The sequence below is a fragment of the Nocardia pseudovaccinii NBRC 100343 genome, assembly GCF_001613225.1.
Lineage (GTDB): Bacteria > Actinomycetota > Actinomycetes > Mycobacteriales > Mycobacteriaceae > Nocardia > Nocardia pseudovaccinii.
Genome location: NZ_BDBY01000202.1, coordinates 1 through 13,403, shown reverse-complemented (window position 1 = coordinate 13,403; position 13,403 = coordinate 1). Strand labels below are relative to the sequence as shown.

The 13,403-nt window shown below is 66.1% G+C and carries 15 protein-coding genes; 4 read left to right on the top strand and 11 right to left on the bottom strand.

Translation table 11 applies throughout. The features are described 5' to 3' along the window. The 11 genes from NP3_RS25790 to NP3_RS25740 all read right to left on the bottom strand — a co-directional run. A partial coding sequence (locus NP3_RS25790) for an acyl-CoA thioesterase (RefSeq protein WP_245721111.1) occupies window positions 1–859 on the bottom strand: 859 nt, incomplete at its 3' end. A gap of 2 nt (window positions 860–861) precedes the next feature. Continuing rightward, window positions 862–2,280, bottom strand: a complete 1,419-nt coding sequence (gene pyk, locus NP3_RS25785) for a pyruvate kinase (RefSeq protein ID WP_174566260.1) — start codon at window positions 2,278–2,280, stop codon at window positions 862–864. A 105-nt stretch (window positions 2,281–2,385) separates the two neighbouring features. Further along, entirely contained in the window at window positions 2,386–3,054 is a 669-nt protein-coding gene (locus tag NP3_RS25780; RefSeq protein WP_063044181.1) for an amino acid ABC transporter permease, read from the bottom strand. 6 nt (window positions 3,055–3,060) lie between these two features. After that, a complete protein-coding gene (locus NP3_RS25775) occupies window positions 3,061–3,789 on the bottom strand; it encodes an amino acid ABC transporter substrate-binding protein (RefSeq protein WP_063044188.1) in 729 nt (242 codons plus the stop codon). Window positions 3,790–3,986: 197 nt separating this feature from the next. Beyond that, window positions 3,987–4,484 carry a TM2 domain-containing protein gene (locus tag NP3_RS25770; protein ID WP_063044180.1) on the bottom strand — a complete coding sequence of 166 codons (498 nt, stop codon included), beginning with the start codon at window positions 4,482–4,484 and terminating at the stop codon, window positions 3,987–3,989. 151 nt (window positions 4,485–4,635) lie between these two features. Then, window positions 4,636–5,784 carry a prolipoprotein diacylglyceryl transferase gene (gene lgt / locus NP3_RS25765; protein WP_245721110.1) on the bottom strand — a complete coding sequence of 383 codons (1,149 nt, stop codon included), beginning with the start codon at window positions 5,782–5,784 and terminating at the stop codon, window positions 4,636–4,638. A gap of 66 nt (window positions 5,785–5,850) precedes the next feature. Further along, window positions 5,851–6,651 carry a tryptophan synthase subunit alpha gene (gene trpA / locus NP3_RS25760; protein ID WP_063044186.1) on the bottom strand — a complete coding sequence of 267 codons (801 nt, stop codon included), beginning with the start codon at window positions 6,649–6,651 and terminating at the stop codon, window positions 5,851–5,853. Window positions 6,652–6,757: 106 nt separating this feature from the next. Then, a complete protein-coding gene (gene trpB, locus NP3_RS25755) occupies window positions 6,758–8,032 on the bottom strand; it encodes a tryptophan synthase subunit beta (RefSeq protein WP_157124547.1) in 1,275 nt (424 codons plus the stop codon). Beyond that, entirely contained in the window at window positions 8,029–8,847 is an 819-nt protein-coding gene (gene trpC, locus NP3_RS25750; protein WP_063044178.1) for an indole-3-glycerol phosphate synthase TrpC, read from the bottom strand. Before trpC ends, trpB begins: the two co-directional genes overlap by 4 nt. Before the next feature lie 129 nt (window positions 8,848–8,976). Beyond that, a complete protein-coding gene (locus NP3_RS25745) occupies window positions 8,977–9,732 on the bottom strand; it encodes a TIGR02234 family membrane protein (RefSeq protein WP_063044177.1) in 756 nt (251 codons plus the stop codon). Continuing rightward, window positions 9,729–11,279, bottom strand: a complete 1,551-nt coding sequence (locus NP3_RS25740; protein ID WP_063044185.1) for an anthranilate synthase component I — start codon at window positions 11,277–11,279, stop codon at window positions 9,729–9,731. The genes NP3_RS25745 and NP3_RS25740 overlap by 4 nt, the downstream gene beginning before the upstream one ends. Before the next feature lie 76 nt (window positions 11,280–11,355). On the opposite strand from NP3_RS25740, the gene NP3_RS25735 reads away from it, so the two are divergent. The 4 genes from NP3_RS25735 to NP3_RS25720 form a co-directional block, all read left to right on the top strand. Continuing rightward, window positions 11,356–11,748, top strand: a complete 393-nt coding sequence (locus NP3_RS25735) for a hypothetical protein (protein WP_245721109.1) — start codon at window positions 11,356–11,358, stop codon at window positions 11,746–11,748. 92 nt (window positions 11,749–11,840) lie between these two features. Then, complete coding sequence (locus NP3_RS25730; protein WP_063044176.1) at window positions 11,841–12,305, top strand: peroxiredoxin; 465 nt, start codon at window positions 11,841–11,843, stop codon at window positions 12,303–12,305. Window positions 12,306–12,390: 85 nt separating this feature from the next. Beyond that, a complete protein-coding gene (locus tag NP3_RS25725; protein WP_063044175.1) occupies window positions 12,391–12,963 on the top strand; it encodes a hypothetical protein in 573 nt (190 codons plus the stop codon). Between the two features lie 234 nt (window positions 12,964–13,197). Then, the coding region (locus NP3_RS25720) for a MarR family transcriptional regulator (protein ID WP_245721108.1) at window positions 13,198–13,403 on the top strand (206 nt) is incomplete at its 3' end.

Below are 13,403 nucleotides of genomic sequence, written 5' to 3'. Positions count from 1 at the left end.
TGGCGAGCAATTCACCACTGCGGGAGAAGAATCGGCCCGTGGCCAGGCCACGCGAACCAGCGGCCACCGGGGATTCGGTGGCGTAGAGCGCCCAATCGTCGAAGCGGAACGGGCGGTGGAACCAGATCGAATGGTTGATCGTCGCGGCCACGATGCGGTCCAGACCCCAGGACAGACCGTGCGTGGTGATGATCGAATCGAGCACCGTGGTGTCGGACGAATAGCCAAGCGTCGCAACGTGAATCAGCGGATCGTCGGGCAGCCTGCCGTCGGCCCGCATCCACACGCGGTTGTGATTGAGCCGCTCCCCCGTGCCCTTCAGGATCCAGGCCGGGTCATTGGTGTAGCGCATATCGATCGGATGCGGCGCCTTGACGAACATCTCCAGCTTGTCTTCCAAGCCTGCGAAGCTCTCCTCGACGCGCGGCAGCGTCTCCGGATCCGGCACCTCCGGCTGGGCGTGCGCGTGCTCGAGCCCCTTGCCCCAATCCTGGAACGCGGCGAGCATGACGAACAGCTCCTGACCGTCCTGGGTAGCGGTGACCGTGCGGTTGGCCAGCGAGCGTCCGTCGCGGTGGCGGTCGACCTGATATTCGATCGGCTTCTTCACATCGCCACCACGCACGAAATGCGCGTTGACGGCGTGCAACGGACGGTCGCCGTCGACCGTCCGTCCCGCCGCCATGATCGCCTGCGAAACCAGCTGACCGCCGAACGTGCGGCTCCAGACCTTCTCCGGATGCTGGCCGACGAAGACATCCTCGTCGACCTGTTCCAGATCGAGCAGTCCGAGCAGCACGCCGAGGTCGGTACCCACTGCGGCCCGAAGGCCGACAGCACCACCTAGCGAAGCACTCACGGCTAATGGTCCTCCTCACCGATACGGTGCACATGGATCAGATTGGTGGAGCCGACAGTACCGGGCGGGGAGCCTGCCACGATTACCACCAGATCACCTTTTTGGTATCGCTCCATGGACAGAAGTGCTACATCCACCTGGTGGATCATCGCATCGGTGCTGTCCACCGTCGGGACGATGAAGGTTTCGGTGCCCCAGGTGAGCGACAGCTGACTGCGCACTTCGGGAAGGGGGGTGAACGCCAGCAACGGCAGCGGGGTGTGCAGACGCGCCAGCCGGCGAACCGTATCGCCGGACTGGGTGAAGGCGACCAGTGCCTTGGCATTGAGCCGCTCGCCGATATCGCGGGCGGCGTAGGAGATGACACCGCGCTTGGTGCGCGGTACGTGGGTCAGCGGTGGCACCCGAGTGGATTCGGTCTCCACCGCGTGCACGATGCGCGCCATGGTGCGAACCGTCTCGATCGGATACGCGCCGACCGAGGTCTCACCCGACAGCATCACCGCATCGGCGCCGTCGAGCACCGCATTGGCCACATCGGAGGCCTCGGCGCGGGTCGGGCGGGAGTTCTCGATCATCGACTCCAGCATCTGGGTGGCGACGATGACCGGCTTGGCATTCTCGCGAGCCATCTGGATCGCCCGCTTCTGCACGATCGGCACCTGCTCGAGCGGGAGTTCGACGCCGAGGTCGCCGCGGGCGACCATGACCGCGTCGAAGGCCAGCACGATGGCCTCGAGATTGTCGATGGCCTCGGGCTTCTCCAACTTGCCGATCACCGGAACACGGCGGCCGACCCGGTCCATCACGTCGTGCACCAACTCGACATCCGAGGGTGAACGCACGAAGGACAGCGCGATGAAGTCCACGCCGAGCTTGAGCGCGAATTCGAGGTCCTCGATGTCCTTTTCCGACAGCGCGGGCACGGAGACGTCCATACCCGGCAGCGAGACACCCTTGTTATTGCTGACCGGTCCGCCCTCGGTCACCCGGCAGACGACATCGTTGCCCTCGACCCGAATGACGGTGACGCCGACCTTGCCGTCGTCGATGAGCAGGCGGTCGCCCGGTTTGGCGTCCTTGGCCAGCTCTTTGTAGGTAGTGGAGACGCGATCGTGGGTGCCATCGATCTCGTCGACGGTTATGCGGACCTCTTCACCGTTGGCCCATATGGTCTTGCCCTCAGTGAAGCGGCCCAGCCGGATCTTCGGTCCCTGCAGGTCGGCGAGAATGCCGACCGCCCGGCCGACATGGTCCGAGGCCTGCCGCACCTTCTTGTAGTTCTCGGCATGGTCGGAGTGCTCGCCATGGCTGAAATTCAGCCGCGCCACATCCATGCCGCTCTCGACGAGTTCCCGAATACGTTCCTCGGTAGCGGTCGCTGGGCCGAGAGTGCACACAATCTTCGTCCGTCGCATCACGAGTAGAGCCTAGTCCCGTGTAGTGCCCCTAGCCTGCTGTGGCCTCGGTGAAAGCTAGGTGAAAAATATGTACGAAGGCTTAGCGGAAAGTACAAACGGGCCTCCTCAGCGGGCGACATGCCGGGACAGCCGAGTTTCCAGACGGGTCTGGCCGAAGCCGAGGACCAGACAGATCACCCAGTAATACAACGCGGCGACGCCGTACAGGGCGAAGAAGTCGAAGGTGGGCGCCGCGGCCAGCTGTGCGGTGCGCAGGAGTTCGGTCACCAGGATGGTCGAGGCCAGCGAGGTGTCCTTCACCAGAGAGATGAGGGTGTTGGACAGCGGCGGCACGGCGATGCGCGCGGCCTGCGGCAGGATGATCAGCCGCAACTCCTGCGCATACGACATGCCGAGCGCCTTGGCCGCCTCCCACTGCCCTTCCGCGACGCTCAGGATGGCGGCGCGCACCACCTCGGCGGCGTAACCGCCGACATTGAGGCTGAAGGCGATCACCGCCGCCGGAAACGGATCGATGACGATATCGAATTGCGGCAGCGCATAGAACACGATGAACAGCTGCACCAGCAGCGGCGTGCCCCGAATGATCGAGATGTAGAACCTGGCGGGCACCGAGAGGAACCACAGCGGTGACATCCGCGCCAGCGCCACGAACAACGCGATGACCAGACCGATGACGAAGCTGATGGCGGTGAGCGGGATGGTCTTGTCGATCGTGGCCTGCAACATCGGCCACAGGTTGTGCCAGATCAGCTCCCTGGTCGCGGGATCCACGGACGGTTACTTGCTGACGTCGGTGCCGAAGTACTTTTCCGAGATCTTGGCCAGCGTGCCGTCCGCGCGCAGCTGGTCCAGCGCGGTGTTCACCTGGCCGATCAGCGCGTCGTCCTTGCGGGCGGCGAACGCCTGATTACTGACCTCACCGGCCTTGGCGGCGATCTTGACGCCGGTGTCGCCGTTCTTCTTGATGTAGTCGAGCGCGACCAGGCTGTCGTTGACGGTCGCGTCGACGCGGCCGGTCTTCAGCAACTGGACCGCCTGCACGAAGCCCTCCACGGCCTCGACCTTCGCGCCCGCGCCCTGGGCGACCTTGGCCCAGTTACTGGTCGCCGACTGCGCGCTGGTCTTGCCGTTCAGGTCCCCGAGCGAAGTGATGTTGTTGCTGTCCGCGCGGGTGAGGATCACGCCCTCGGAGGTGGTGTAGGACTGCGACAGGGCGTACTTGGCCTTGCGCTCGTCGGTGATCGACACCTGGTTGGCGACCAGGTCGAAGCGCTTGGACTCGAGACCGGCGAAGATGGCGTCCCACGGCGTCTGCACGAACTCGATCTTCTTGCCGATTTTGTCCCCGACCGCCTGGATCACCTCGATGTCGTAGCCGGTGAGCTTGCCGTCGGAGCCCTGGTAGCTGAAGGGCGAGTAGGTGCCTTCGGTGCCGACCTTCAGCACGTTCGGATCGCTGCTGCTGCCGCAGGCGGTGAGCCCGGTGGCTGCGACGATGGCGAGCATGGCGGCGGCGAATAGCTTGCGGCGCACGGAAGTCCCTCTCTCGACACAAAAACCCGGCTCAGGGTACGCCAGGAAGATACCGACCGACAGTATTGCGATCACGGTGCGCCGAATCCTCGCACAGCCTGTCGGAAATGGCGACGGGCCCAGTCACATCGTCATCCGATGCGACGGGGCCCGTCGGTCGATTGTCGCGGTCAGTCGCGCAGTGGCCGCCCGAGGCTGTCTGGCACCTTGCCGGTCAGCATCATGATGCCGTCGATCAGCGGCCAGATGCCGCCGATACCGCAGGTCAACCAGGTGACCGCGATCTGGGCAATCGCGATGCCGGTGTGGCCGGTGTAGAAACGGCCGATACCGAAGCCGCCGAGGAAGATCTGCAGCAGACCCGCGGTCAGCTTCTGCTTATCCGAGAACGGCACGCCGAACGGGTCGCGACCATAGGGCGCTTCCGGATCGTTCGGGTTGTAGCCGCCGCCCGGGTACGGCGCGGGCGGGTAGCCGCCCGGCTGCTGACCGTAGGGATCGGGCTGACCGTACTGCGGCTGACCGTACTGCGGCTGCTGCTGGTTGTACGGATCCGACGGATACTGCTGCCCCGGTGCATCGGGCTGCTTGTTCAGGTCCGGCCCCGTCCCGGGCGGACCGTACTGGGGGCCGCCGAAGCCTGGCTGGTTCTGGTAGGGGTCGGTCACTAAATGTCCTCCATCATTCGTGCATTTCGACGGGCGCTCACCCGCCTCCCCGCGTATTTAGCCGGGCAATTGGGCGCCCGCAGGTATCGTCGCGGACACGCGTTCGCGTGTCTACTCGGTGCACCGACGTGTTGCCCAAGTCGTTATGGGATCAGGCGTCCTTTTTCGAGGTATCGACCTTGCCCCGCTCGGCGTCCGAGGTTTCGGACTCCGTTGAGTTATCGCTAGAGGTATCCGGTTCGTTGCCGGAGTTCTCCGATTTTGTCGGGTCCGGATTCTCGGCACTGTGCTTCGGCGGCGCTGCTTCGGCCACCGCGGCCGCTTTCGACGCGGCCTCGGATTCGGCGCCCGCCGCCCGCAGGGCCCCGATCTGCCACGGCCACGGCCGCGTGACCGTCGACGGTTGCAGTTGATCGGCGGTCTCCCTGCCCTTGGTCGCGAAGACGAAATAGGCGACGGCGGCGAGGAATACGAGTGCCGAGGTGAACGAGTTGATGCGGATGCCCGCGATCTTGGTCGCCTCGTCGTCACGCAGCAGCTCGACGACGAAGCGGCCGAGGCAGTACCCGGCGACGTAGAGCGCGAACAGGCGGCCGTGCCCGATGCGGAAACGCTTGTCGATCTGTACCAGTAGCACCACGATCAGCAGGTTCCAGATCATCTCGTACAGGAAGGTCGGCTGCACGACCTTGTCGACGATGCCGGTGGAGACACCGTTCATCATGTCGAGCTTGCCCTGATCATCGAAGCGCAGGTAGATCTCCAGACCCCACGGCAGATCGGTCTTGCGGCCGTAGAGCTCCTGGTTGAAGTAGTTGCCGAGCCGACCGATGGCCTGGGCAAGCAGAATCGGCGGCGCGATCGCATCGCCCAATGCGGGCAAGGGAATTCGGTAGACCCGGCAGCCGATCCAGGCGCCGACGCCGCCGAGGAAGACCGCACCCCAGATGCCGAGGCCGCCCTGATAGATCTTCAACGCATCGATCGGATGACCGTCGGCGCCGAAATACTTCTGCCAGTCGGTGGCAACGTGATACAACCGCCCGCCGACCAGACCGAAGGGCACCGCGAACATCGCGACATCGAGAATCGCGCCCTTCTGCCCGCCGCGCGCCTGCCAGCGCCGCTCCCCCCACCAGATGGCGACGACGATGCCGATGATGATGCACAGGGCATAGGCCCGTAGCGGGAACGGACCGATATGCCATACGCCCTGGGACGGGCTGGGAATGTAGGCCAGCACATCAGCGGTGACGGCACCGTTGCTCAGGACGCTGTCTGCGAGGACTCGTAAGGTCACGGCCCCAACCGTAGCGGAGCACTGCCACATCGCGAGATTCGCGGTCGGCGTGCCTCTCGCAGGCGCCTAGGAGACGACGGTCGCGGAACGAACACCCTCGGCCAGTTCGGCCGTGAGGGCGCGTACCGCGTCGAGACCCTCGGCCGCGGCCGTCACCAGTGCCGAGCCGACGATGACTCCGTCTGCGTAGGAGGCGATTTCGGCCGCCTGCACACCGTTGCGCACGCCGAGGCCGACACCGATCGGGATATCGGAGTGGGCGCGGACGCGCGCGCACAACGCCGGGGCCGCGGACGAGACCACATCTCGGGCGCCGGTGACACCCATGGTCGAGGCCGCATAGACGAAGCCGCGGCTGGCCTCCAGCGTCTTGACCAGACGCTCCTCGGTGGACGACGGCGCGACCAGGAAGATGCGGTCCAGATCGTGTGCGGCCGAGGCGACGAACCAGCTGTCGGCCTCTTCCGGGATGAGGTTGGGGGTGATGATGCCGGACCCGCCCGCGGCGGCCAGATCGCGCGAGAAGCGGTCGACGCCGTACTGCAGCACCGGATTCCAGTAACTCATCACGACGGCCTTACCGCCCGCCGCGGTGATCGCCTCGACCACCGAGAACACATCGCGCACCCGGACACCGCCGCGCAGCGCCTGATCGGCGGCGGCCTGGATGGTCGGTCCGTCCATCACTGGATCGGAGTAGGCGACGCCGACTTCGACTATGTCGCAACCGGATTCGACCATGGTGCGGCACACCTCGATCGAACCGGACAGATCCGGATAGCCCGCGGGCAGGTAGCCGATCAGCGCGGCCCGGCCCTCCGCGCGACAGGCGGCGAAGGTGTTCGCAAGGCGTGACTGTTGACTCACGACTGCGCCTCGCTGGCGCTCGGCTTCGTCGACGTCATGGACGCTGAACTCACCCGCCCCGTCGGCTCCGCCGACTGCCATCCCCCTGTACTCATGGTTCGCTCGCTCACTGGCGGCCCTCCTTGTCGGCGGCGTGTTCGTCGAACAGCCCGAACCATCGTGCCGCCGTATCCATATCCTTGTCACCGCGCCCGGACAGGTTCACCAGGATGATCGCGCCCTTGCCGAGTTCCTTGCCGAGCTTCATCGCACCGGCCACCGCGTGTGCGGATTCGATCGCTGGGATGATGCCCTCGGCGCGGCTGAGCAGCAGCAGCGCGTCCATCGCCTCGGTATCGGTGATCGGCTGGTATTCGGCGCGACCGATGTCCTTGAGGTAGGCGTGTTCGGGACCGACGCCGGGATAGTCCAAACCGGCCGAGATCGAATGCGATTCGATGGTCTGGCCGTCCTCGTCCTGCAGCAGATACGAGTACGCGCCCTGGAACGCGCCGGGGGTGCCACCGGTGAAAGTCGCGGCGTGCCTTCCGGTTTCGACGCCGTCACCGGCCGCCTCGTAACCGATCAGCCGCACGCCCGGATCGTCGAGGAAGGGGTGGAAGATGCCGATGGCGTTGGAGCCGCCGCCGACGCAGGCAGTGACCGCATCGGGCAGCCGCCCGATGAGCGCCTGCACTTGGGCGCGGGCCTCCAGCCCGACGATGCGCTGGAGATCGCGCACCATCATCGGGAACGGATGCGGGCCCGCGGCGGTGCCGAAGCAGTAGTAGGTGGCATCGGCGTTGGTGACCCAGTCGCGCAGCGCCTCGTTGATCGCATCCTTGAGGGTCTGCGAACCGGTGCGCACCGAGATCACCTCTGCGCCGAGCAGCCGCATGCGGGCCACATTCAGCGCCTGGCGGGCGGTATCGACCGCACCCATATAGACGACGCATTCGAGGCCGAGCAGCGCGCACGCGGTCGCGGTGGCGACGCCGTGCTGACCTGCTCCGGTCTCCGCGATGACCCGGGACTTGCCCATGCGCTTGGCGAGCAGTGCCTGGCCGAGCACATTATTGATCTTGTGCGAACCGGTGTGGTTCAGATCCTCGCGCTTGAGAATGATGCGCGCACCACCGGCGTGCTCGGCGAGCCGCCTGCATTCGAAGATCGGCGACGGGCGACCGGTGTAGTCGCGCTGCAGCCGGTCGAGTTCGTCGAGGAAGGCAGGATCGAGGCGGCACTTTTCGTATTCGGCGGTGACCTCCTCGATCACCGCCATCAGCGCCTCGGGCACATGCCTGCCGCCATAGACGCCGAAGTGGCCGCCCTGATCCGGCTCGTGGTCGCTGCGCTCGTGGATACCGTCGGAAGCCTTGGGCAGTGCCGCCACCGTCGTCACCGACCCCGCCGCGCGGGCTTCGGGCAGGACGGATGGGTGCCCGCGGTCACCAGTTCGGAGACGGCCGCGCGCGGGTCGCCGCTGGTCACCAGCCCCTCGCCGACGAGCACGGCATCCGCGCCAGCACCGGCGTAGGCCAGCAGGTCGGCGGTGCCGCGGATACCGGATTCGGCGATGCGGATGACCTCGGTGGGCAGGCCGGGCGCGATGCGCGCGAAGACATCGCGATCTACCTCGAGGGTCTTGAGGTTGCGTGCGTTCACGCCGATCACGGAGGCGCCTGCCTCGAGGGCGCGGTCGGCCTCTTCCTCGGTGTGCACCTCGACCAAGGCGGTCATGCCGAGCGATTCGGTGCGGTCGATCAGCGAGCTCAGCACGTCCTGTTCCAGGGCGGCCACGATGAGCAGGATGACGTCGGCGCCGTGCGCACGAGCCTCGTGGATCTGGTAGGGCCCGACGACGAAATCCTTGCGCAGGATCGGGATGTGCACAGTGGCGCGGACCGCGTCCAGATCGTCGAGCGACCCGTGGAAGCGGCGCCCCTCGGTGAGCACGCTGATGATGCGCGCTCCGCCGTCCTCGTAGGACTTGGCCAGACTCGCCGGGTCCGGGATATCCGCGAGCTCCCCCTTCGAGGGACTGGCCCGCTTGACCTCGGCAATGACGCCGATGCCATCTTCGAGGAGCGCGGCGCGGGCGTCCAGCGGCGCGGGAACCGCGGCCGCGGCCGCCTTGATCGCCTGGAAGTCCAGAAGGGCTTCCCGAGCGGCCACATCCGCGCGGACCCCGTCGAGAATCGAGTCGAGTACCGTCATCTGGCTCGAATCCTTTCTGGGGAGACGGACTTGCTGCCTGAGAATCCCCCCAGGCGCTGTCTCACCGATGCTGACAAAGAATAAATGGCTGCTTGTGGCGCAACTGCGCCGGGGTTTGTAGTCACCTGCTCAGACACCTCGATGCCCTTGTTTCCCCTGATCATGATCGACGGAATCGTCGGCCGCCGAAGCGGGCCGACTCGCTTCCTCGGTCGGGTCTGTCCCCGCGTCCAGCGCATCCCAGAGCACGCGCTCGGAGAGCTGACCCGTATCGCCGACCGCCTCGTCGGTGCGCTGACGCGTCACCTGTTCGGTGGCGGCGGCCCTGCGGAAGACCGGGTTGTCGTACTTGCCGGACAGGCGGGCGGCGTCCTCGGGCATACGGGCCAGCAGGACACCGGCCACAAAGGCAGCCAGCGCTCCCAGCAGCGAAAGTACGGCTGGGAACTGAGAAGTGACCACCTCGGTGACGGTTGCGCGGCCAGGCAGCTCCGCCAGGGTGGCGGCACGGGCCGCGGTCGCGCCGGATCTGGTCAGCAGAGCGAAGGCCGGAACGGCCGTCACCGCGGCGACCAAACCGATCAGGACGCCGAACATGCGTCGCAGCCAGCCGCGAGTCGCCAGCACCGCGGCGATGGCGGCGAGCAGCACCAGGGCCAACGGAGTGAGCGCACCGAACCAGACACCGCCGTTCAGTTTGTCGGTGCGCGGTTCGGTCAGGCCGTCGGTGGACGAGACAGTCACCCACGTCATCCGGGAGGAGCCCCACAGCGCCGCAGCGGCGACGGCGAGCAGGACGATCGCGCCGACCGGATACCTACGCCTCGGGGTCTGTGTGTCCGCTGGCGTGGTCGGATCGGTATCGGCGGGTTCCGAATCGGTCATTCCGCGCCGCCGTCCGCAGGTGCGCTATACGCACGAACGGTTTTCGCGGCCGCCACCGCCCGCAGCACCGCCATGGCCTTGTTGCGGGATTCGACGTCCTCGTAGTCCGGATCCGAATCCGCGACGATGCCCGCACCCGCCTGCACATAGGCGGTGCCGTCCTTCAGCAGTGCGGTGCGGATGGCGATCGCGGTATCCGCATCGCCCGCGAAGTCGAGATAGCCGACGACACCGCCGTAGACGCCGCGGCGGGTGGGCTCGAGTTCCTCGATGAGTTCCATCGCGCGCACCTTCGGCGCACCGGACAGCGTGCCCGCGGGGAAACAGGCATTGACCGCGTCGAGTGCGATCTTGCCCGGCGCGAGGCGGCCGGAGACCGTCGAGACCAGATGCATGACGTGGCTGTAGCGCTCGATATGCCGGTACTCCGTGACCCGCACCGTGCCCGGCTGGCAGACCCGACCCAGATCGTTGCGGCCGAGATCGACAAGCATCAGATGCTCGGCGTTCTCCTTCTCGTCGGCCAGCAGCCCCTTCTCCAGCAGCAGATCGTCCTCCTCGGTGGCGCCACGCCACCGGGTGCCCGCGATGGGATGTGTCGTCGCCACTCCCTCCTTCACGGTCACCAGCGATTCCGGGCTGGAGCCGACGATGGAGAATGCCGTGCCGCCGTCGCCGTCCGGGATGTGGATCAGGTACATGTACGGGCTCGGATTGGAGGCGCGCAGCATCCGGTAGAGGTCCAAAGGCGCACCGTCGTAATCCATTTCGAAGCGCTGCGAGAGCACGACCTGGAAGGCCTCGCCCGCCTCGATCTCCTTGACCAAGCGGCGCACGCCCGCCCCGAATTCCTCGGTGGTGCGGCGCCGGATGTATTCCGGGTCGGGCTGATCGAAGACCGACACCGTCGACTCCGAGGAGGCGGCCAGCGCGGCGGTCATCCGGTCCAGCCTGGCCACCGCATCGTCATAGGCCTCGTCGACCCGTTCGGCGGTGCCGTTCCAGTTGACCGCATTCGCGATGAGCGTTATCGCGCCCTCGTGGTGATCGAAAGCGGCGAGATCGGTGGCGAGCATCAGCACCATCTCGGGCAGCCGCAGATCGTCGGCGGCGAGGATGGGCAGTCGCTCGATCCGGCGCACCGCGTCGTAGCCGAGATAGCCGACCATGCCGCCGGTCAGCGGGGGCAAGCCGGGCAGCCGCTCGGTCTGCAGCAACTGCAGGGTTTCGCGCAGCGCAACCAGTGGATCGCCACCGGAGGGCGCGTCCACGGGGGTGTGCCCGAGCCAGGCCGCTTCACCGTCGACAACCGTCAGCGCGGATGGACTGCCCGCGCCGATGAACGACCAGCGCGACCAGGACCGCCCGGTCTCCGCGGACTCGAACAGGAAGGTACCGGCCCGATCGGCGGCCAACTTGCGGTAGGCCGACAGCGGAGTTTCGGAGTCCGCCAGCACCTTTCGGGTCACGGGGACCACCCGGTGCTCCGCGGCCAGTTGGTGGAACTGTTCGCGGGTCGTGGTGGTGGGAGTGGACGCGCCAGGCATGTGTCCATCATCCCAGGCGGCACCGACAGCCTTGTCGGCGCGTCCCATCCTCCTGAACCGACTGTCCGGTTCTGACGTGCCGCAGGCGCTGGTGACCGCCGTCACTACACTCGCCCCGTTCGATCTCATACGCGGTATCCATTTCGGGAGGAGACAACTGATGTACCCCTCGCAACCTGGTGCGCCGGACGGGCGGCGCGCCGCCGGCTCCGGCATGCTCGGTCAACGCCCGCGGATGGTCGGCCTGCATTCGACGGGCGGATCACCGAGTTCCAACCAAGTGAACGCCCTAGCTTCCTTCGTCACCTATGTGAAGGCGCTGGAAGCCCTGGACAAGCACCACTTTCCGGATGAATACGCCACCCACAGCGACCGGATCAGGGAACTCAGGCCGCTCCTGCGCGCGCACGGAATTCTCGATGTCATGGAGATCAAAAATCCCGAGGTCGCCGCTCTCATCGGCGCTTAGTCGCGATAAGAACCCGTCATTCCGGTCTCCGGCGTGACGGGAACCGAGCGCGGGGGCGGCAAACCGACCTCGCGCCCGGTACTGTCCCCACTATGCAGACAGGTCAGCTCGCTCCCGAATTCGAGCTTCCCGATCAATCCGGCACCCCGCGTTCGCTCGATGCGCTGCTCGCGAACGGTCCGCTGGTGCTGTTCTTCTACCCCGCCGCGAATACGCCGATCTGCACGGCGGAGGCGTGCCACTTCCGCGATCTGTCCGCCGAATTCACGGCGCTGGGCGCATCGTGCGTCGGCATCAGCACCGACGGCGTCGATACCCAGGCCGGATTCGCCTCCAAGCAAAACCTCGGATACCCCTTGCTGTCCGATGCCGACGGCAAGGTCGCCTCGGCATTCGGGGTGAAGCGCGGGCTGCTCGGCAAGCTCGCACCGGTCAAGCGGCAGACTTTCGTGATCGACCGGGATCGCAAGGTCGCCAAGGTGATCACCGGCGAGTTGCGGTCCGATGTGCACGCGGACGAGGCGCTGAAGTTCCTGCGCGAGCGCGCTCTGCAGTAGCCCGGTTCGCGAACGCGGTAACCACCGCGAAAAACACCAGGTCTATCGCCGTTGATCTCCTGGTTGCCCGGCATACGCTGGTTTCATGACTTCGAGCGAGGTTCGGCCGGACGGGCAGAAATCCACGCTGGCCACGTGGCGCACCCGGATCATCGGCGCACTGGCGGTCATCGCTCTACTGATCATCGCCTACTTCATTCTGGCGGCTTTCATCCCACGCTGGTGGGCGCAGCGCATCGCCGAGCTGGTGAGCGGCAGTTTCAGCAAGGGCATCGGCTGGGGGCTGGTGTACGGCTTGCTCGGCACCGCCATCCCGCTGTTCCTGCTGTTGTTCGCTGCCTGGATCTGGAAGCGGCGAGCCGGGAAGTTCATCGCGGGTGCTGCCGCTTTGCTCGCGGTGATCGTCGCGATTCCGAATCTGATGACACTGTCGATCGTGCTCGGCGGGAGTAATGCCGCACATGCCGGCCAACGAATTCTGGACGTCGACGCGCCCGCCTTCCGTGGCGCGTCACTGGTCGGCGCCATCGTGGCGGTCGCGATTTTCCTCGCCGTGTCGGCCCTGATCAGCCAGCGATGGTGGCGGCGCAGGCATCCCGGCAAGCAAGCGGCACCGACGCCGCCCGCCGCCACTCCGCAAACGCCGACGGTCACCTAGGAAACATAGCCGACACGCCATCCGGCTCTGTGAGTGACCTCACGTCGCGGACCAAGTCCATGACGGTCGAGCGAAGTCGTGGCAAACTCATTCACGCGAGTGACCGTGAACATGCTTTTCGTTAATCGCTAGGTTCGCTAACAATAAGACGTCACTTGGCTCGAAAGAAGGCACCCAGTGACGAAGTGGCTCGACCCGGACGAACAACGAGCGTGGCGCGCGATCGTAGCGCTGATGACACGTCTACCAGGCGCTTTGGATACCCACCTGCAGCGCGAATCCGGGGTGACGCATTTCGAATACTGGGTGCTCACGCTGTTATCCGAGGAGCCCGGCCATCGGCTGCAGATGAGTGAGCTTGCCCACAAAGCAAATGCATCGCTATCGCGACTGTCCCATGTGGTGTCGAAGCTGGAGCGAATGGGCTGGGCGCAACGGTC